The sequence below is a fragment of the Xanthomonas sp. WHRI 1810A genome (assembly GCF_040202885.1).
Lineage (GTDB): Bacteria > Pseudomonadota > Gammaproteobacteria > Pseudomonadales > Pseudomonadaceae > Aquipseudomonas.
In genome coordinates this window covers 13,777-32,679 of sequence record NZ_JBEGED010000018.1, presented here as the reverse complement: position 1 = coordinate 32,679, position 18,903 = coordinate 13,777, and the positions used below count along the sequence as shown (strand labels likewise).

General features: G+C 62.6%; 16 protein-coding genes and 1 riboswitch. Of the genes, 11 read left to right on the top strand and 5 right to left on the bottom strand.

The features are described 5' to 3' along the window. The first annotated feature begins 59 nt into the window (after window positions 1–59). From ABQX22_RS22300 to ABQX22_RS22290, 3 genes are read left to right on the top strand one after another with little or no spacing between them, the layout of a single operon-like run. Window positions 60–1,253 (top strand): SEL1-like repeat protein, encoded by a 1,194-nt coding sequence (locus tag ABQX22_RS22300; protein WP_349802038.1) that lies wholly within the window; start codon window positions 60–62, stop codon window positions 1,251–1,253. Continuing rightward, a complete protein-coding gene (locus tag ABQX22_RS22295; RefSeq protein WP_349802037.1) occupies window positions 1,250–2,323 on the top strand; it encodes an SEL1-like repeat protein in 1,074 nt (357 codons plus the stop codon). Before ABQX22_RS22300 ends, ABQX22_RS22295 begins: the two co-directional genes overlap by 4 nt. Then, window positions 2,320–2,583 carry a PAAR domain-containing protein gene (locus tag ABQX22_RS22290; protein ID WP_349802036.1) on the top strand — a complete coding sequence of 88 codons (264 nt, stop codon included), beginning with the start codon at window positions 2,320–2,322 and terminating at the stop codon, window positions 2,581–2,583. Before ABQX22_RS22295 ends, ABQX22_RS22290 begins: the two co-directional genes overlap by 4 nt. A gap of 241 nt (window positions 2,584–2,824) precedes the next feature. Here the strand turns inward: ABQX22_RS22290 and metH are convergent, their stop codons facing one another. After that, the gene (gene metH / locus ABQX22_RS22285) at window positions 2,825–6,535 is read right to left on the bottom strand and encodes a methionine synthase (protein ID WP_349802035.1); all 3,711 of its coding nucleotides are present in this window, start codon (window positions 6,533–6,535) and stop codon (window positions 2,825–2,827) included. 513 nt (window positions 6,536–7,048) lie between these two features. Here metH and ABQX22_RS22280 point away from each other — a divergent pair. Both ABQX22_RS22280 and nfuA read left to right on the top strand, forming a co-directional pair. Beyond that, window positions 7,049–8,068, top strand: coding sequence for an acyltransferase family protein (locus ABQX22_RS22280; RefSeq protein WP_349802034.1), 1,020 nt, complete (start codon window positions 7,049–7,051; stop codon window positions 8,066–8,068). Between the two features lie 95 nt (window positions 8,069–8,163). Then, complete coding sequence (gene nfuA, locus ABQX22_RS22275) at window positions 8,164–8,757, top strand: Fe-S biogenesis protein NfuA (RefSeq protein ID WP_349802033.1); 594 nt, start codon at window positions 8,164–8,166, stop codon at window positions 8,755–8,757. A gap of 165 nt (window positions 8,758–8,922) precedes the next feature. Here the strand turns inward: nfuA and cobM are convergent, their stop codons facing one another. The 4 genes from cobM to ABQX22_RS22255 form a co-directional block, all read right to left on the bottom strand. Beyond that, the gene (gene cobM / locus ABQX22_RS22270) at window positions 8,923–9,669 is read right to left on the bottom strand and encodes a precorrin-4 C(11)-methyltransferase (protein WP_349802032.1); all 747 of its coding nucleotides are present in this window, start codon (window positions 9,667–9,669) and stop codon (window positions 8,923–8,925) included. Window positions 9,670–9,769: 100 nt separating this feature from the next. Next, window positions 9,770–10,183 (bottom strand): cobalamin biosynthesis protein, encoded by a 414-nt coding sequence (locus ABQX22_RS22265; RefSeq protein WP_349802031.1) that lies wholly within the window; start codon window positions 10,181–10,183, stop codon window positions 9,770–9,772. After that, the gene (locus tag ABQX22_RS22260) at window positions 10,180–10,908 is read right to left on the bottom strand and encodes a CbtA family protein (RefSeq protein WP_349802030.1); all 729 of its coding nucleotides are present in this window, start codon (window positions 10,906–10,908) and stop codon (window positions 10,180–10,182) included. Before ABQX22_RS22260 ends, ABQX22_RS22265 begins: the two co-directional genes overlap by 4 nt. An 11-nt stretch (window positions 10,909–10,919) precedes the next feature. Next, window positions 10,920–11,120 (bottom strand): CbtB domain-containing protein, encoded by a 201-nt coding sequence (locus ABQX22_RS22255; protein WP_349802029.1) that lies wholly within the window; start codon window positions 11,118–11,120, stop codon window positions 10,920–10,922. 98 nt (window positions 11,121–11,218) lie between these two features. Continuing rightward, a riboswitch (cobalamin riboswitch) is annotated at window positions 11,219–11,455 on the bottom strand. Between the two features lie 339 nt (window positions 11,456–11,794). Between ABQX22_RS22255 and ABQX22_RS22250 the strand changes: the two genes are divergently transcribed. The 6 genes from ABQX22_RS22250 to ABQX22_RS22225 all read left to right on the top strand — a co-directional run bounded on the left by ABQX22_RS22250 (window position 11,795) and on the right by ABQX22_RS22225 (window position 18,799). After that, window positions 11,795–13,102 carry an NAD(P)/FAD-dependent oxidoreductase gene (locus ABQX22_RS22250; RefSeq protein WP_349802028.1) on the top strand — a complete coding sequence of 436 codons (1,308 nt, stop codon included), beginning with the start codon at window positions 11,795–11,797 and terminating at the stop codon, window positions 13,100–13,102. Continuing rightward, a complete protein-coding gene (locus tag ABQX22_RS22245; protein ID WP_349802027.1) occupies window positions 13,099–14,010 on the top strand; it encodes an ABC transporter permease in 912 nt (303 codons plus the stop codon). The genes ABQX22_RS22250 and ABQX22_RS22245 overlap by 4 nt, the downstream gene beginning before the upstream one ends. Further along, a complete protein-coding gene (locus tag ABQX22_RS22240; RefSeq protein ID WP_349802026.1) occupies window positions 14,007–14,816 on the top strand; it encodes an ABC transporter permease in 810 nt (269 codons plus the stop codon). The genes ABQX22_RS22245 and ABQX22_RS22240 overlap by 4 nt, the downstream gene beginning before the upstream one ends. Before the next feature lie 24 nt (window positions 14,817–14,840). Continuing rightward, window positions 14,841–15,914, top strand: a complete 1,074-nt coding sequence (locus ABQX22_RS22235) for an ABC transporter substrate-binding protein (protein ID WP_349802025.1) — start codon at window positions 14,841–14,843, stop codon at window positions 15,912–15,914. A gap of 213 nt (window positions 15,915–16,127) precedes the next feature. Continuing rightward, a complete protein-coding gene (locus ABQX22_RS22230) occupies window positions 16,128–17,231 on the top strand; it encodes an ABC transporter ATP-binding protein (RefSeq protein ID WP_349802024.1) in 1,104 nt (367 codons plus the stop codon). Between the two features lie 44 nt (window positions 17,232–17,275). Further along, on the top strand, window positions 17,276–18,799 hold the full coding sequence (locus ABQX22_RS22225; protein WP_349802023.1) for an aldehyde dehydrogenase: 1,524 nt from the start codon (window positions 17,276–17,278) through the stop codon (window positions 18,797–18,799). The last annotated feature ends 104 nt before the right edge of the window (window positions 18,800–18,903 follow it).

Genomic DNA, 18,903 nt, shown 5'->3' with positions numbered 1-18,903 from the left:
CCCTTGCCGCCTGTGACGGCGGCAATGGGCTACCGCCATCCCCGGACAAGGACTTTCCGATGAAATCACTCGCCGCCATCAAGGACAATCTCGCCTTTACCTGCCAACATGAAGTTATCCCCCCGTCCAGTGCCGACAGCGATGTGCTGTTTCAGTACGCCCGTTACTTGCAGAAGAACAATCAGCTGAAACAGGACGCGAATACAGATCTTGAAATCGAGAGGCTGTACCGCATCGCCGCCGAAAATGGTCATCCCAAAGCCAGTATCAACCTGCAGAACGGCAGCCTGCGCGGCAAGTTCAAACTGCGAGGCCATGAGCTCCTGCGCTTCAGTCAAGACTTGATCGATGTCAACGTGGCCACGGGTTACTACTTCGTGTCGCTGTTTCTGAAAAACGGCATTGCCGATCTTAATCAGGACATCGAAATGTCGCTGCGCTACCTGCGCAAGGCCGCCGACGAGGGCAGTGCGCAAGCCCAATACGAAATCGGGGAGGCACTGGCGCCGAGCAGCAGGGCGCCGGATGTCGCGCGACATATGCGCCGTTGCGCAGCTGAACAAGGACAGGGGCGAGCCGCCCGCGCGTTGGGCGTCGATTTGCAGACTAAGAAGCAATACCGTGAATCGCTGGAAGCACTTCAGTTGGGAGTTGCAGCGGGTGATGACTCTTCTGCAGGCCGTCTAGGCGAGGGGTTTGGAGGGCCTGAGCCGACCAACGAACTGTATTACATGGGTCTGCAAGAAGACTTGGAACGCGCCGCACGCTACAAAACCATCTGGCGCATCCTGACCAGATATTCCTACGCCCACCCCAAAGTCCCCGAAATCAACGACATCCTCCCGCTGCCACCGGCCAAACTGCCGCCGTGGGACGGCAAGCTGCAGTGGCTGGAAGCCCGCGAAGCCAACGTCCCGCCCGAAAAACCTTCGCCGGAACTGATTCAGCGCCTGACCCAGGACCTGAAACTCGACCCCGCCACCGGCAGGCCGATGCCGGGCGCAAAAGGCTTTAGCCAGGCGCATCTTTCTGCCGACAGTTGCCTCGCCGGCAGCCCGTGCCCGGTCAGCGGTTACTGGCAGGTCGTCGAGCACTCGGCGCTGCACACGCCTGGCGGTCAGCCGATCATTCGTCATTTCGAGCAAGGCGATGTTTTTCCCGTTGAGCGGATGCGTTATCACGAAGATCGCATCTGGCCGCTGCCCAAGGCCGTCCGCGAAGGCCCGGTGCAAGTGATGTGGAGGCTGGCATGAAGAGCCGCGCCTGGGTGTGGTCATGCCTGTTGCTCGCGGGTTGCGACTCGCCAGAAGCCAGGCATGAGAACAGCGCATCGGTGCCGTCGCTTGGTGCGATTAAGGACAAGCTGGCCTTTACCTGCAAACACGAGCTTATCCCTCCGGCCAACGCCGACAGCGATGTGCTCTTCCAGTACGCCCGCTGGTTGGAAAAAAACAACCAGCTGAAACAGGACCCGAATACCGACCTTGAAATCACTCGGCTGTACCGAATCGCTGCCGAAAATGGCAATCCCAAAGCCAATATCAACCTGCAGAACGGCAGCCTGCGCGGAAAATTCAAACTGCGAGGCCATGAGCTCTTGCGCTTCAGTCAAGACCTGATCGATGCAAACGTCGCCACGGGGTACTACTTTGTTTCGCTGTTTCTGAAAAACGGTATCGCGGACTTGAAACAGGACATGGAAATGTCGCTGCGTTTTCTACGCAAAGCCGCCGATGAGGGAAGTGCGCAAGCCCAATACGAAATCGGTGATGCGCTGGCGCCTAGCGACAGGGCGCCGAATGTAGCGCGACAAATGCGCCGTTGTGCCGCTGAGCAAGGGCACGGTCCCGCAGCACTACAGCTAGCAATCAACCTCCAAGGTAGACGGGAATATCGAGATGCTTTGGAGGTGTTTCAACTCGGCGTCGCCGCAGGTAATTCAACCTCTGCTAGTTTTTTGCAAGGTGGATTTTCAGGCCCGGAACAAGCGAATAATTTAGATTATCTTGGTCAGCAGTCAGACCCTGAACGAGCCGGACGCTACAACAAAATCTGGAACATCCTCGCCGACTATTCATACGCCCACCCCAAAGTCCCCGAAATCAACGACATCCTCCCGCTGCCACCGGCCAAACTGCCGCCGTGGGACGGCAAGCTGCAATGGCTGGAAGCCCGCGAAGCCAATGTCTCGCCTGAAAAACCCTCGCCGGAGCTGATCCAGCGCCTGACCCAAGACTTGAAACTCGACCCCGTCACCGGAAGGCCGATACCTCAATCAACCTCGCTGACCCGATCAGCCGAGCTGAAAAAGGATTTCACATGAAAGGCATCATCCGCATCGGCGACAAAACCACCGGCGGCGGCACGGTCAAAACCGGCTCGGAGTCGATGATATTTGACGGTCTTGGCGCCGCGCGCGTAGGCGACAGCGTCTTGTGTCCACTGCCAGGCCACGGTGCAACGAGGATTGCCCAGGGCAATTCGGGATTCAGCGACGATGACGTGCCCGTCGCGTTTCACGGTGACCCTTGCGAGTGTGGCTGCACGTTGATTACTTCGCTGCCGGAAGCGACGGCGAGCTGATGGGGCTGGGTGTTTTTTCAAAACCCGAGCGGACGTGCTAGCGAGGGGTCATACCTGAGACACTGCATTATCGCTTCGCCAACAAGTTGGCTCCTACAGAATCCGCGGCATGAGGGTTTGATGATCGTTCCCAGGCTCGGCGTGGGAATGCCGTTGCTGACGCTCCGCGTCAAAGGGGCGCGGAGCGTCCGGAGAGCGGTTACCACGCGGAGCGTGGGAACCATCAAACCCGCAACGGCTTTTACTCCTCATACCCCAGATTCGGCGCCAGCCAGCGTTCGGTCACGCGCAGGTCTTGCTGTTTGCGGGCGGTGTAGCTTTCGACCTGATCCTTGTCGACCTTGCCCACGGCAAAATACTGCGCCTGTGGGTGGGCGAAGTACCAGCCGCTGACCGCTGCGGCCGGGAACATCGCGAAGTGCTCGGTCAGGAACACGCCGCTGACGCCCGGCTTGCCGTCGCCCTGGGTCGGGTCCAGCAGGTCGAACAGCTGCGCCTTTTCGGTGTGATCCGGGCAGGCCGGGTAGCCGGGGGCAGGGCGGATGCCGACGTATTTCTCTTTGATCAGCTCATCGTTGTCCAGGGTCTCATCCTTGGCGTAACCCCAGTGCTCTTTACGCACCTGCTGGTGCAGCCATTCGGCGCAGGCCTCGGCCAGACGGTCGGCCAGGGCCTTGACCATGATCGCGTTGTAATCGTCGCCCGCGTCCTGATACGCCTTGGACACTTCCTCGGCGCCGATCCCGGCGGTGGTGATGAAGCCGCCGATGTAGTCGGTGACGCCGCTGGCTTTCGGTGCGACGAAGTCGGCCAGCGAGAAGTTCGGCTTGCCGTCGGTCTTGATGATCTGCTGGCGCAGGTGATGCAGCTTGCTCAGGGGCTTGCCGTCATCGCCGTAGACTTCCAGGTCGTCGTTATCGACCTGATTGGCCGGCCAGAAACCAAACACGGCACGGGCACGAATCAGTTTTTCGTCGATCAGCTTGCGCAACATCTCCTGGGCGTCGTGGAACAGCGACGTGGCGGCTTCACCCACCACCTCATCGGTGAGGATGCGCGGGTATTTGCCGGCCAGGTCCCAGGAAATAAAGAACGGCGTCCAGTCGATGTACTCGGCCAGCACGTTGAGGTCTATGTCTTCCAGCACCTTGGCGCCGGTGAACGTCGGCTTGACCGGCACGTAGGCGGACCAGTCGAACTGCGGCTTCTTGGCTATCGCCGCGCCGTAGCTCAAACGCTCGGTGCGCGCGCTACGGGCCGAGGTGCGTTCGCGCACTTCGACGTATTCCAGCCGGGTTTTCTCGATGAACGCCGGCTTCAGTTCCTTGGACAGCAGCTGCGTGGCAACCCCCACCGCGCGGGACGCATCGGTGACGTAGATCACGGCGTCGTTGCTGTACTTGGGCTCGATCTTCACCGCCGTGTGGGCCTTGGAGGTCGTGGCGCCGCCGATCATCAGCGGCAGGTGGAAGTCCTGACGCTGCATTTCCCGAGCGACGTGCACCATCTCGTCCAGCGACGGGGTGATCAGGCCGGACAAACCAATGATGTCGCACTTCTGTTCTTTGGCCACCTGCAGGATTTTCTCCGCCGGCACCATCACCCCCAGGTCGACGATGTCGTAGCCGTTGCAGCCCAGGACCACGCCGACGATGTTCTTGCCGATGTCGTGCACGTCGCCCTTGACCGTGGCCATGAGGATCTTGCCCTTGGCTTCGGGCTTGTCACCTTTCTCCGCTTCGATGAACGGAATCAGGTGCGCCACGGCCTGCTTCATGACCCGGGCAGATTTCACCACCTGGGGCAGAAACATTTTCCCCGAACCGAACAGGTCGCCGACGATGTTCATGCCGGACATCAGCGGGCCTTCGATGACCTCGATGGGGCGCTTGAAAGTCAGTCGCGATTCTTCGGTGTCTTCGACGATGTGGGTGGTGATGCCCTTGACCAGTGCGTGCTCCAGCCGCTTGTTGACCTCCCAGCCGCGCCATTCCTCGGTTTCCGCTTCCTTGACGCTGCCGTCGCCTCTGTACTTGTCGGCAAGGGCCAGCAATGCGTCGGTGCCTTCCGGCGTGCGGTTGAGGACCACGTCTTCCACCGCGTCACGCAGTTCGGCCGGGATCTGGTCGTAGATCTCCAACTGGCCAGCGTTGACGATGCCCATGGTCAGCCCGTTGCGGATCGCGTACAGCAGGAACACCGAGTGAATCGCCTCGCGCACCGGGTTGTTGCCACGGAACGAGAACGACACGTTGGACACGCCACCGGAGGTCAGGGCGTGGGGCAGGTGGTCGCGGATGTAGGCGCAGGCGTTGATGAAGTCGACGGCGTAATTGTTGTGCTCCTCGATACCGGTGGCGATGGCGAAGATGTTCGGGTCGAAGATGATGTCTTCCGGCGGGAAGCCTACGTCGTTGACCAGGATGTCGTAGGAGCGCTTGCAGATTTCCTTCTTGCGCGCCTCGGTGTCGGCCTGACCGTCTTCGTCAAAGGCCATCACCACCACGGCGGCGCCGTAGCGCTTGCACAGTTTGGCGTGGTGAATGAACTGCTCCACGCCTTCCTTCATGCTGATGGAGTTGACGATGCCCTTGCCCTGGATGCACTTGAGGCCCGCTTCGATCACCTCCCACTTGGAGGAGTCGATCATGATCGGCACGCGGGAGATGTCCGGCTCACCGGCAATCAGGTTGAGGAAGGTCACCATGGCCTTCTTCGAGTCCAGCATGCCCTCGTCCATGTTGATGTCGATCACCTGGGCGCCGGCTTCCACCTGCTGCAGGGCGACTTCCAGGGCTTCGGTGTAATTGTCTTCACGGATCAGGCGGGCAAAGCGCGCGGAGCCGGTGATGTTGGTGCGCTCGCCGACGTTGACGAACAACGAGCTGCGATCAATGGTGAACGGTTCCAGGCCGGACAGGCGACAGGCCTTCGAAATGTCCGGGATCACCCGCGGCGCGTAGCCCTTTACCGCGTTGGCGATGGCCTTGATGTGCCCGGGCGTGGTGCCGCAGCAGCCGCCCACAATGTTGAGAAAGCCGCTCTGGGCGAATTCTTCGATCACCGCCGCCGTCTGGTTCGGCGCTTCGTCGTATTCGCCGAATTCGTTGGGCAGGCCGGCGTTGGGGTGCGCGGAAATGTGGGTGCTGGCCTTGTTCGACAGCTCTTCCAGATAAGGACGCAGCTCGCTGGCACCGAGGGCGCAGTTCAGGCCCACGGAAATCGGCTTGGCGTGGCTGACCGAGTTCCAGAACGCTTCGGTGGTCTGCCCGGACAGGGTGCGCCCGGACGCGTCGGTGATGGTGCCGGAGATCATGATCGGCAGCTCGAACCCCACCTCTTCGAACACGCCTTGCACGGCGAAGATCGCGGCCTTGGCGTTGAGTGTGTCGAAGATGGTCTCGATCAGGATCAGGTCGGCGCCGCCTTCGATCAGGCCTTTGGTGGCTTCGGTGTAGTTCTCTACCAGCTCGTCGAAGGTGACGTTGCGGTAGCCGGGGTTGTTGACGTCCGGCGACAGCGAACAGGTGCGGCTGGTGGGGCCGAGCACGCCGGCAACGAAGCGCGGTTTGTCCGGTGTTTCCAGGGTCTTGGCGTCGGCGACCTTGCGCGCCAGGCGGGCGCCTTCGACGTTGAGTTCGTAGACCAGCGCTTCCATGCCGTAGTCGGCCTGGGACACCTGGGTGGCGTTGAAGGTGTTGGTTTCCAGGATGTCGGCGCCGGCGTCGAGGTATTCCTTCTCGATGGCGCCGATCACGTCCGGGCGGGTCAGGATCAGCAGGTCATTGTTGCCCTTGATGTCGCTGGGCCAGTCGGCGAAACGCTTGCCACGGTAGTCTTCTTCTTCCAGGCGATAACTCTGGATCATCGTGCCCATGCCGCCGTCGAGGATCAGGATCCGCTCTTTAAGTGCCTGCTGGAATGCTTGAAGACGCGCGCTGCGATCTGACATAGGTCTACCCGGATGAAGAAAAGCTGAAAATGAAGAGCTGGAAACAAGCGGTAATACGAAGCGCGAAATGATAGCAAACCTGCGCCGTTTTAAACCGTTCGCGGTTTTACATGAATCTGGTTCATGTTGAGGGGATGTCTGTCCATGTTGGAGCGAGGCTTGCCCGCGAAGCGCTGGGTGCCATCACAAATGCTCCAAAACAGAACACCTTCGCGGGCAAGCCTCACTCCAGCAAAGAACACCGGTCGATCCGGTATGAGCGTTTGTTCAGTCAATTTTTTATAACGGTCTGACGACGCCTTCGCGGGCAAGCGCGCTCCTACAAGTGTTGGGTTTGCGTCTTAAACCCTTACAGAACATGGCCTGCCGCCATTATTCGTGCGGTCGGAGGCGGCGAACCTTTTGCGCCATCAGGCAGTCCGAACCTGCGAGTCGTCCTGAATCGTTGGCGTTGAACAGGCCATGCCGAAGGGCTGTGTTGTAGTTTCCAGTGTAGGTAACAAGAGGTTAGCGATGTTGATTTCGGTTCAAGCCCTGCGGGCACTCGCCGCGTGGGCCGTAGTGTGTCATCACTTCATGCAGATTTTCTTCGACTTCCACCCGAGCGGTCCGCTGGGTGAGTTCTTCTCCTCCAAGGGCGCGGTCGGCGTCGACATCTTCTTCGTCATCAGCGGCCTGGTCATCTACCTCTCGACCCTCGACAAAGACATGCCGGCCGGGCGCTTCATGCTTAACCGCATCATCCGGATCGTCCCCGCCTATTGGCTGTATACGCTGGTCATGGGTCTGCTGGTGGTCGTCGCCAGCCCGCTGTTGCCGCATCAAGTGGTCGACTGGCAAAGCTTCATGCTCTCGCTGCTGTTCATTCCTTCGGAGAATCCGGGTGGCTATGGCTTGTACCCGACCCTGAACGTCGGCTGGACACTGAACTACGAGATGCTGTTCTACGTGCTGTTTTCCCTGGTGTTCCTGTTCCAGCAACGCCATCGCCCGCTGATCATCGCGGCAGCGTTGTTCGCCGTCAGCGATGTGCTGGGGCGCTCGGGCTTGATCAGCCGCTTCTACGCCAACGACATCGTGTATGAGTTTCTGCTGGGCATCGGCATCGGCATGGTTTACCGAAGGGGCTGGATCAGCCAGCGGTTGTGGCTGCCGCTGGTGGCCATCGGCGCGGCGCTGTTCACCATCAATGCGCTGCAGCCCAGCAATCGCTTCCTTAACTGGGGTGTGCCGAGCGCGGTGATTGTGGTGGCGTGTATTTCCCTTGAACCGTATTTCCGTGGCAATCGCTTCCTGAAAACCATGGGCGATTGTTCGTATTCGGTGTATCTGTTGCACGTGCTGGTGCTGTACGGCGGCTGGTTGCTGACCGAGCGGTACGGCCTGAACCCGTACGCCGTGTTTGCGGTGTGCGTGCCGATCATTGCGCTGGGGGCCCTGGCCAGTTACGAAGTGATCGAGAAGGGGCTGTATCGCCGGATGAAGGGCTGGCTGGATAACCGACGGCTGGCGAAGGAAACGGCGCTTTCCTGAGTAGGCGTGGGTGTTCTTTACCTGAGTAGAATACTAGGACTTTGTCAGTTGCTTCCGATTGGCGTAAACTGCCGCCACGTCTGCGAGGAATTTTCATGACCGCTATTACTATTACTGATGCCGCCCACGATTATTTGGCCGACCTGCTGGAAAAGCAGAACACGCCGGGCATCGGCATCCGCGTGTTTATTACCCAGCCTGGCACCCAATACGCTGAAACCTGCATTGCTTACTGCAAGCCAGGCGAAGAGAAACCCGAAGACAAGGCCATCGGCCTGAAAAACTTCACGGCCTGGATCGACTCGTTCAGTGAAGCGTTTCTGGACGACGCGGTTGTCGACTACGCCACCGACCGCATGGGCGGCCAGCTGACCATCAAGGCGCCCAACGCCAAAGTCCCGATGGTCAACGCCGACAGCCCGATCAACGAGCGCATCAACTACTACCTGCAAACCGAGATCAATCCGGGACTGGCCAGCCACGGCGGCCAGGTCAGCCTGATTGACGTCGTCGAAGAAGACGACGCCAACATCGCGGTGCTGCAGTTCGGTGGGGGTTGCCAGGGTTGTGGTCAGGCCGACGTCACGCTCAAGGAAGGCATCGAGCGCACCTTGCTCGAACGCATTCCCGAGCTGAGCGCCGTGCGCGACGTGACCGACCACACGCAAAAAGAGAACGCTTACTACTGAGTGGTGGAGCGCCTCAACGAAAAAGCCCCGACTGGTTCGGGGCTTTTTTGTGGGCGAAGGCTTTTGTAGGAGGGCGCTTGCCCGCGATTGCGTCCTGCCAGACCACCTGATGTTTGATGACACACCGCCATCGCGGGCAAGCGCGCTCCTACAGTCGCTCAGCAGCTACGGTCTGAACAGATGCGCATGCCCCGCGCGGTACAGCGCCGACTCACTGAACACCTCATTGCCCAGCACACGCCCCACCAGGATCAATGCCGTGCGCCGAAAGCCTTTTTCCTGCACCTTCGCCTCGATGTCAGCCAAGGTTCCGACCACCCAGCCCTGATCCGGCCAGCTGGCGCGGTGCACCACGGCAATCGGGCAGTCTGCGCCGTAGTGCGGCGTCAACTCGGCCACGATCCGGCCGACGTGCTTGACTCCCAGGTGAATCGCCATGGTCGCCTTGTGCTGTGCCAGCTCGCCCAGCGCTTCGCCGTCGGGCATCGGGGTGCTGTCGGCGTAGCGGGTCAGGATCACGGTCTGGGAAATGTCCGGCAGGGTCAGTTCGGTGCCGAGTATCGCCGCGCACGCCGCAGTGGCCGTCACCCCGGGGATGATCTCGAACGGGATCTGCAATGCCCGCAGGCAACGAATCTGCTCGCCAATCGCGCCGTACAGGCTAGGATCGCCGGAGTGGACGCGCGCCACATCCTGGCCCTGTTCATGAGCGGATTTCATCAGCGCGATGATCTGCTCGAGGTGCAATTCGGCGCTGTTGGTGACCTGAACCGCCTGATGGCCTTCCAGCACGGCTTCCGGGACCAAGGAGCCTGCGTAGATGATGACCGGGCAACTGCGGATCAGGCGTTGGCCCTTGACCGTGATCAGTTCCGGGTCGCCGGGGCCTGCGCCGATGAAAAAAACGGTCATGGTGAATTCCTTGAACTGTAGGAGCGCGCTTGCCCGCGAATGGGAACGTTCTGCAACCGATGTATCGCCTGACACTACGCAATCGCGGGCAAGCGCGCTCCTACAGGAGTCCGGCAAGGGCGAACGTAGCGTCGCGGGTTTTGCAGCGGGTGATCAATAAACGATGCGGGGCGTTGAGCAGCTGCGAAGCTAACGCCAGCGCCGCGCTTTCTGCGACGCCATAACAACCGGTGGCCTCGAACGCAGCCATCGAACGATGGCTCAACTGCGGCTCGAACCTGGCCAGTTCATCGGCGCTGAATACCACCAGCGGCAGCCCCAGCGCTTCGGCCAGCTCAACCAGCCCCGGCTCCGACGATTTCAGGTTGATGGAGGCGAGGGCGGTGATGGCTTCAATACGAAGGCCGTGGTCCGTGAGGCTGCTTTCAATCAAAGCCTGCAGCGACCCGGCCGAACAACCCCGCCGGCATCCAATGCCCGCCACCAGCGTCGGCGGCAGGCGGGTAGCGGTCATGCGGCCTGTGGCAGTTCGGTGGCGCGCAACTCAGGGTTGTTACGACGGAACAGCCAGGCGCTGATCAGGCCCATGGCCACCCAGAACACGAAATTGGTCAGCAGCGAGGCCGTTTTGAACTGCGCCGCCAGGGCTTCCGGGGCCAGGCTTGAATGAACGACGGGCTGCGGCGCGCCGATGACATGGGGCACCACCAGAATCGCAACGGCCAGTGCCTTGAGCGCCCAATGCCGACCGAACACGATCAGCGACAGGCCAACGGCCGTCGACGCCGCCGCGCCAATCCACCAGAACTGACGCTGAGTCAGGTCCGCAGCCGCAGTGCCGGGCAGTTCGGGCGGCAGGCCGAGGGTCGGCGCCAGGACGAACACCGCAAAACCTGCCAAACCCCAGAGTGCGCCCTGAGACGTACGAGCCGGCGCGCGCAGGGTGTACAGCGCCGCAAGCATCAAGGAGAAGCCGACTGCCACCACCAGATTGCCGCCCGCGGTGGAGGTAACCCGCTGCCAACCGTCTTCCGGTTCCCAGGCTTCGGCATCATGCACATGGCCGGGCATGGCGCCGTCGGCATGTTCGTGGGCTTGAGCGGCTTGAGCAGCCGGGGCTTTTTCGTAGGTCTCCGCCAGATGAATCAGCGGCCCGACCCACAAACTCTGCAGCACGGTTAGCAACAGGGCCGCGATCAGCCCGGTGAACCCGGCCGTTTGCGCGATACGCTTGAACATGGCGTCAGGCCTCAATGGCACGGAAAGGCAGAGCTGTGACGGGTGTCGTGCGCCGCGTTGTGCACCGCGTCGATGTGCGAGAAGCCGGCGAAGTAGACCAGGAACGCACCCAGGATCATTGCGCTGACGGCAGCGGTCAGGCGTTGGCTTTGGGTGGCGGTAGCGGTAGCGGGGGTGCTGGAAGCTGCATGGGTGGTGGTGCTGATCGACATGGCGCGTCCCTCTGAAAATATCAGCGAGCAGGAAAGCGCAGGGAAACCCGCTGACAGGCGTCAGCAGAGACTCAACAGCGCCCGCCCACCGCGGGTTTGTTAGGTGTCAGTTGCGGGCCGGTCTCCGGGCTTGCGAGGGGCAGAACGCGCGCGGCGTGCACCTCCAAGAGTCGCCTTCCCATGCCCCATGCCAACAGCCATGACAGACACAGTGGATTGACTCTTCTCTCGCTTACCGTTGCGGGGGCAGCGCCGGACTTGCACAAGCCTTGCGGCCGATACGCACCGGTTTCCCGTTTCACCCTGTGAGGGGCACCCGTAACAAGGCGTGTAGGAAAGCATGGTAAGGGTGCTTCGTCAATCGACGGCCTCCTCGCGGAGGGGGCTGCTGTCGCAGGGCTTGTCCGACCGAGGTCTCGCCGGCATTCCAGTTCCCGTGTAGCGGTGAGCTTGCTCGCGATAGCTGTTTCAGGCGCGGGCGATGTGTCGAATGTGCGGCCGCCATCGTGAGCTAGCTCACTTCTACATGGTCTGACGCCGTATCGAACATCGATACCTCACGGGTGAATTACGACCCCATGACACCGATTACGACGTGTGTACGGACATCGCCTTGCGTGCTGCGTCATATCGCCTATACCTAGCACCATATCGTTAATCGATACGGGTGAATCTTGAAAATAACCGACGTCTTTCACTGCCTCTGGCAGGAAAATGCCTGCGGTCCGTCACTGGCGGCGCGCTTGCCGACACGTACCCGTTGCGTAGTAATCGGCGCGGGCTACACCGGTCTGTCTACCGCGCTGGCGTTGAGCGAGGAGGGCGGCGCCCAGGGTGAGGTGGTGGTCATCGACGCAATGGCCATCGGTGCAGGCGCTTCCGGGCGCAATGGCGGGCAGGTGATTCCCGGCCTCAAGCTCAACCCGGACGAACTGATCGCGCGGTTCGGCCCGGCGCGGGGGGCGGCGATGGTGGAACTGGTGGGGGACGCGTCCGATTACGTGTTCCGCCTGATCGACCGGCTCGGCATCGCCTGTGGCGCACAGCAGAACGGCTGGCTTCAGGCCGCCCACAACGAGCACGCCCTCAGCCTGCTGCAGGCCCGTGCCGCGCAATGGCAGGCGCGTGGCGCCGGCGTTGAGATGCTCGATCGCCCGCAAGTCGCCGAGCGGCTGGGTACCGCTATCTATCAGGGCGCGCTGCTGGACCGCCGGGCCGGACAGCTTCAGCCGTTCGAGTACGTGCACGGACTGGCCGCCGCCGCCCGGCAACGTGGCGTGGCCATTTTCGAGCACTGCGCAGCACTCAGCCTGCGTCGCTCAGCGTCGGGCTGGACCGTGCTGACCGCCGGCGGCGAGATTCAGGCCGAGCAGGTCATCATCGCCACCAACGCCTATTCCTCCCCGTTATTGCCCGCGCTGCCCCACACCTACGTCACCTTGTGGAGTTTGCAGGCGGCCACCGCGCCGCTGCCCGCCGAGTTGCAGGCGCAGGTGCTGCCCGACGGGCTGCCGGTGTCCGACACTTTTCGGGTGCTGCGCTATTTCCGCAAGACCGAGGACGGCCGCTTTGTGCTGGGCACTCGCGGGGCGTTCCGCGATGCCTTGAATGAGCACGATGTGGCCCGCGTGCACCGGGAAATGCTCGACATCTACCCGATGCTGGCCGGCACCCCGATCACCCACTGCTGGTGCGGACGGGTCGCGGTACCGGCGGCAAGCATTCCGTTGCTCAGCCAGCCGGCACCCGGTCTGACGGTCGCCCTGGGCTATTACGGGCGGGGCGTGGCCATGGCCACCCGCATGGGCGCACTGGTCGCCGATCTGGTGCAGGGTCTGCCGCCAGAGGAGAGCATTTACCCGGTCACGCCCTTCAAAGCCATGCCGGCTGCGCCCCTGCACCGCAACGTCGCCCGGGTCGCGGCCAATGTCATGCGCCTGCAAGACCTGTTCGAACGCCGGGCGCGGGGAGGTCACCGATGAGCCGCCCCCAGACCTCGAGCGTGGCAGTCTCCGCGCCTGTTGTGGTCACGCCGCGGCGCTCCCGGGCCCGGCTGTTCGACGCGCTGCTGAACCTGCCGGGCGGGCTGATCACCTGCACCCTGATTCTGTTTGCCCTGGGCCTGCTGCTGTACATGAGCGTGCGGGTCAACGACGGGCAGATCATCGGTTCGGCGTTTACTCTGGATAACCTGTCCTCGGCGCTCACCGACCCGTTGACGCGCCTGGTGTTGCTGCGCTCGATCATCCTGTCGGCGATTGTCACCCTGGCGACGGTGGCGCTGGCGTTTCCCGTGGCCTACTACCTGGCGTTCAGGGCCGGTCGCTGGCGTCATCTGCTGTTGTTTCTGGTGACGCTGCCGTTCTGGACCAGCTACTTGCTGCGGGTCTTTGCCTGGAAAATCGTCCTGGCCTACAACGGCGTGCTCAACTCGGCGTTGATGCTGCTGGGCATCACCGATGCGCCGTTGACCGGTTTGCTCAATACCCCGGCCACAGTGGTGGTGACGCTGGCCCACGCCTACGCCGCGTTCGCGGTGCTGCCGTTGTACATCTGCCTGCAAGGGCTGCCGAAGAACCTGTTCGAAGCCGCCGCCGACCTGGGCGCGAGGCCTTATCAGGGGTTCCTGCGGGTGCTGCTGCCACTGTCGGTGCCGGGGATTCTGTCGGCGGCGCTGGTGGTGTTCGTGCCCACGGTGGGGGACTACGTGACCCCGGCGCTGGTGGGCGGGCCCAACAGTTCGATGATCGGTACCCTGATTCAGGCGCAGTTCGGCAAAGCCAACGATTGGCCGGCCGGTGCGGCGCTGGCGGTGATCAGCATGATCGCCATTGCCCTGGTCGTGATGGCGGCGCGATGGATCATCACCCGCTGGAGCACCCGCACATGAACCGCTACCTGAGCCGCCACGGGTTGCTGGCCTACGTCGCGGCCTATCTGGTGTTTCTGTACCTGCCGACGCTGTTGATCCCGGTGTTTTCGTTCAACGATTCCATCGCGCCCGTCTTCCCGCTCAAGGGCTTCACCCTGCAGTGGTATCAAACCCTGCTGGACGACCCCCGCCTGCGCAACGCCGCGCTGAACAGCCTGATGGTGGCGAGCATCGCGGCGGCCGTCGCCACGGTGGCGGGGTGTCTGATTGCCTACGCCGACCTGCGCCGCAGCACGCCGCTGGCCCGCAGTATTTCGCTGCTGGCGCGGTTGCCGATCCTGCTGCCCGGCGTGGTGCTGGGCATCGCCTTGCTGGTGGGCGTCAACCTTATTGGCCCCGGCCCATCGCTGGGCTCGATCGTGGTCGGGCACGTGTGCTTTTGCCTGCCGACCACGGTGGTGGTGATGCGCAGCCGTTTCGCCGCGTTCCCGCGCAGCCTCGAAGACGCGGCCATGGACCTGGGCGCGGACGAGTGGACCACCTTGCGCCGTGTGGCCTTGCCCCTGGCGCTGCCGGGCCTGCTGTCCGCGTTCATGCTGGCCTTCATCACCTCGTTCGACGAGTTCATCGTCGCGTTCTTCCTGGTGGGCACCGAGCCGACCCTGCCGATTTACATCTGGAGTCAGCTGCGCTTTCCCAAACAACTGCCCAGCGTCATGGCGCTGGGCACGGTGATCCTCGTGGTTTCCGTGATCCTCGCTGCGTTCGCCGAGCATGTGCGACGCCGCGGCACCCGTTCCTCTGCCCCTTCCATTACGAAATAGCTCGGAGGTCTCATGAACATTCGCATGACCGATTCACGCTCTTGGGTGCTGGGGTTGAGCGCATTTGCGCTGGGCCTCACGTTTTTCCAGCAGGGCGCCCAGGCCGCCGACAGCGGCAAGCTGACCTATTTCACCTGGTCCGGGTACGAGTTGCCGCAGTTCCACAGCGATTTCGAAAAGGCCCATCTGGGGCAGGTCGATATCTCGGTGTTTGGCGACGATGACGATGCGCTGTCCAAGGCGCGTGCCGGCTTTCACCCTGACCTGGCGCACCCGTGTTACGACAAGATCGAGCGCTGGAAGCAGGCCGGCCTGATTCAGCCGCTGGACCCTAAACGCTTGAAGAACTGGGATCAGGTATTCCCCGTGCTGCAGAAGCTGCCGGGCATCGTCGATGCCGACGGCAAGGTCTGGATGGTGCCGTGGGACTGGGGTAACACCTCGATCCTGTACCGCACCGACCTGGTGAAAAACCCCGAGGCGACCTGGAAGATGTTCTTCGATCCCGCGTCGCCCTACGCCGGCAAGATGGCGACCATCGACGCCGTTCACGACACGCCGCTGGTGGCTGCCTTGCTGGCAGGGGTCGACCCGTTCAAGAAAATGGACGAGAGCCAGCTCGATAAGGTGGGCGCGATGCTGCGTCAGCAACGGCCGTTGATGTCCTCGTACACCACGGACATGACCTCGGTGGAGCAAAGCCTGGCCAGCGGCGAACTGGTGGCGGCCATGGCCTGGAACGCCTCGGCCACGGCGCTGAAAAAACAGAACGTGCCGGTGGCGTTCATGAAACCCAAGGAGGGCATGTTGACCTGGGTCTGCGGCATGGTCCTGCTCAAGGACGCCAAACACGTGGACCTGGCCTATGACTTCATCAACGCGCGCCTGAACCCGGAGTCCGGGGCCAGCCTGATCAACGAATACGGCTACGGCAGTGCCAGCAAAGCCGCCTTCGCCAAGGTGCCGCCGGCCAGGCTCGAAGAACTGTCCCTGCCCAACGACCCGGAAACCATGCTGCGCGAGACCGTGCTGACCAAGCCGATTCCCAGCAACGACGACCTGGCCAAGTTGTTTGAGCGGGTCAAGGCGGGTGGGTGAGGCCATGCCGGGTCTCGGCTGTTGATTCTGCCCGGAGGGCGTGGGAGTCCAGCTTGCTGACGATCTGCCGCGTAGCGGTAGTAGAACCAGATAACGCAGTGCATCAGGCCTATGGCGGTGTCAGGTTTTGCAGCCAGTGCCTGGCAAATCGTCGGCAAGCCGGACTCCCACGCCTGCGGCAGAAGCCCGTTCAACGTTGATGAGGGAATTATCGTGACAAACCCCTGTGTGGTCAGCCTCAAAGGCGTCAGCAAGCGCTACACCGAGAGCATTCTGAGCGTGGACAACATCGACCTGGACATCGCCAGCGGTGAGTTCATCAGCCTCCTCGGGCCGTCCGGCTGTGGCAAGACCACCACTTTGCGCCTGATCGCGGGATTCGAGGGGCCGACAGCGGGGCGGATTTTCATCGATGGCCAGGACCTCACTGCCGCGCCGCCGTACGGGCGTCCGGTGAACACGGTGTTCCAGGACTACGCGCTGTTCCCGCACCTGAACGTCAGCGACAACGTCGGTTTCGGTCTGAGCCTGGCCGGGGTCGGTGCGGCCCAAGCGCTCACGCGAATCCGCGACATGCTGGAACTGGTGGGGCTGGCCGACAAAGCCCGTGCGCGGGTGCAGGATCTATCAGGCGGACAGCAGCAGCGGATTGCCATGGCCCGGGCGCTGGTGTGCCGGCCACGGGTGCTGTTGCTGGATGAACCGTTGTCGGCGCTGGACGCGCACCTGCGCCAGCACATGCAGGTCGAGCTCAAGCGCTTGCAGGCGCAGTTGGGCACCACCTTCGTGATGGTGACCCACGACCAGACCGAAGCCCTGTCGATTTCCGACCGCATCGCGGTGATGCGCAACGGTCGCATCGAGCAAGTGGCCGGCCCCGCCGAGCTGTACGACCAGCCGGCGACCCCCTTCGTCGCTGGTTTTATCGGGGCCAGCAACCTGCTGCCGGGTGAGGTGACCGGCAGTGACGCCGCGTTGTTCAGCGTGCGGGTCGGTGCGATGCACATGCTGGCGCGCAGCGACACACCGCTGCGCAGCGGGGACCCGGTCACCGTGTCGTTGCGTCCCGAAGACCTGCGCATGGAGGCACGACCCGCAGAGATCGACGGGGCAATGACCCAGGCCACCGTGCTGCAGACGCTGTTTCACGGGCGCTCCCTGCGCATTCAGGTCAGCGTGCCCGGCGTCGACACCCTGACCCTGGACTTGCCCCGGGACGGCAATGCCCAGCATCACGCCGCGCTCAGGCCCGGCGACGGCATTTACCTGAGCGTCGCGCCGGGGGTGGCGCGGGCGTTTCCTGCCGCGCGGCCCTGAGCCGGCCGCGCTTTGCACTCTTTTGACAGACTGAGGATTCGGACATGAGCACGACGTATCAGGCACTGGCGCAACGCAGCGCCGCCCAATGGCAGCAGCGTTTGAGCGGTTTCGACTACCGCATCAGCAACTTCATCGACGGCGAGCCCTGTGCCGCGCTCAGTGGCGAGACGTTCGAGGTGGTCAACCCAGCCACCGGCAAAGTCCACGGCACGGCGCCCCGCAGCGCCGCCGCCGACGTCGATGTGGCAGTGAAAGCCGCGCGCCGGGCGTTCAAATCCGGCAGCTGGTCGCGGCTCGCACCCCGGGACCGCATGGCCGTGCTGTACCGCTTCGCCCGCCTGATCGACGAAAACGCCGAGGCGTTCGCCATGCTCGACGTGCTGGACATGGGCAAGCCGATCACCGACATGCTGGAAGTCGACGTGCCGTATTCGGCGCTGTCGTTCCAGTTCTTCGCCGAAACCATCGACAAGCTGGAAGGCGCCGTCACCAGCACCACGCCCGAAGCGCTGCATTACATTCTGCGGCAGCCGCTGGGGGTGGTGGGGCTGATCGTGCCGTGGAATTACCCGCTGCTGATGGCCGCCTGGAAACTCGCCCCGGCGCTGTCCATGGGCAACTCGGTGGTGCTCAAGCCCGCCGAGCAGTCGCCGTCCAGCGCTGTTTTGCTGGCAAGCCTGTTCATGGAGGCCGGCGGGCCACCGGGGGTGTTCAACGTGGTCCAGGGCTTTGGCCATGAAGCGGGGGCGGCGCTGGCGTTGCACATGAACGTCGACAAGATCGGCTTCACCGGTTCGGTGGAGGTGGGCAAGAAGATGTTCATCTACGCCGGTCAATCGAACATGAAGCGCGTGACCACCGAATGCGGCGGCAAGAGCCCGCAGATCATCCTGGCCGACGTTGCCGACCTGGACCGCGCCGTCAGTTACGCGGTCAACGGCATTTACGCCAACCAGGGCGAGGTGTGCAACGCCGGGTCCCGGCTGCTGGTGCAGGACAGCATCTACGACGAGTTCATCGAGCGTTTCAGCGCCGTGGCCCAGGGCCGATACCTGCCCGGCGACCCCTTCGATCCGGGCACCCGCATGGGGTCGATGGTGTCGTTCGAGCAGCAGAAAAGGGTGCTGGGTTACATCGACAAGGCCAACGTCGAGGGCGGGCGGCTGGTGTTTGGCGGCGGCATTCCCAAGGGCCTGGAGCAGGGCGCCTACGTCAGTCCGACCTTGTACGCCGACATCAGCCCGGAGATGACCCTGGCCCGGGAAGAAGTGTTCGGTCCGGTGGCGGCGGCCATTCGCGTCACCGGCCTGGAGCATGCGCTGGAGATCGCCAACGATTCGATCTATGGCCTGGCGGCGTCGGTCTGGACCCAGAACATCGACAAGGCGCTGACCTTCGCCCGGGACGTGGAAGCGGGGATCGTCTGGGTCAATTGTTTTGATCACGGCGACATGACCCAGCCGTGGGGCGGGTTCAAGCAGTCGGGCAACGGGCGTGATCGCTGCCTGGAAGCGCTGACCCATTACTCCCAGACCAAATCGGTGTGGGTGCACCTGGGCGGTTGACGCTTCGGGTGCGTCCGGTACAGTCGCGGCCGTCATCAGTGATCGCGCCGTCGACGCCGCCATAGGCCCGCCATCCCGGTGACCGTCACCTATAACAACAGCCA

Excerpts from the sequence above, each read along its gene's own strand:
- ABQX22_RS22300 (WP_349802038.1), top strand. The coding sequence starts at position 60 with ATGAAATCACTCGCCGCCATCAAGGACAATCTCGCCTTTACCTGCCAA.
- ABQX22_RS22295 (WP_349802037.1), top strand. The coding sequence starts at position 1,250 with ATGAAGAGCCGCGCCTGGGTGTGGTCATGCCTGTTGCTCGCGGGTTGC.
- ABQX22_RS22290 (WP_349802036.1), top strand. The coding sequence starts at position 2,320 with ATGAAAGGCATCATCCGCATCGGCGACAAAACCACCGGCGGCGGCACG.
- metH (WP_349802035.1), bottom strand. The coding sequence starts at position 6,535 with ATGTCAGATCGCAGCGCGCGTCTTCAAGCATTCCAGCAGGCACTTAAA.
- ABQX22_RS22280 (WP_349802034.1), top strand. The coding sequence starts at position 7,049 with ATGTTGATTTCGGTTCAAGCCCTGCGGGCACTCGCCGCGTGGGCCGTA.
- nfuA (WP_349802033.1), top strand. The coding sequence starts at position 8,164 with ATGACCGCTATTACTATTACTGATGCCGCCCACGATTATTTGGCCGAC.
- cobM (WP_349802032.1), bottom strand. The coding sequence starts at position 9,669 with ATGACCGTTTTTTTCATCGGCGCAGGCCCCGGCGACCCGGAACTGATC.
- ABQX22_RS22265 (WP_349802031.1), bottom strand. The coding sequence starts at position 10,183 with ATGACCGCTACCCGCCTGCCGCCGACGCTGGTGGCGGGCATTGGATGC.
- ABQX22_RS22260 (WP_349802030.1), bottom strand. The coding sequence starts at position 10,908 with ATGTTCAAGCGTATCGCGCAAACGGCCGGGTTCACCGGGCTGATCGCG.
- ABQX22_RS22255 (WP_349802029.1), bottom strand. The coding sequence starts at position 11,120 with ATGTCGATCAGCACCACCACCCATGCAGCTTCCAGCACCCCCGCTACC.
- ABQX22_RS22245 (WP_349802027.1), top strand. The coding sequence starts at position 13,099 with ATGAGCCGCCCCCAGACCTCGAGCGTGGCAGTCTCCGCGCCTGTTGTG.
- ABQX22_RS22240 (WP_349802026.1), top strand. The coding sequence starts at position 14,007 with ATGAACCGCTACCTGAGCCGCCACGGGTTGCTGGCCTACGTCGCGGCC.
- ABQX22_RS22235 (WP_349802025.1), top strand. The coding sequence starts at position 14,841 with ATGACCGATTCACGCTCTTGGGTGCTGGGGTTGAGCGCATTTGCGCTG.
- ABQX22_RS22225 (WP_349802023.1), top strand. The coding sequence starts at position 17,276 with ATGAGCACGACGTATCAGGCACTGGCGCAACGCAGCGCCGCCCAATGG.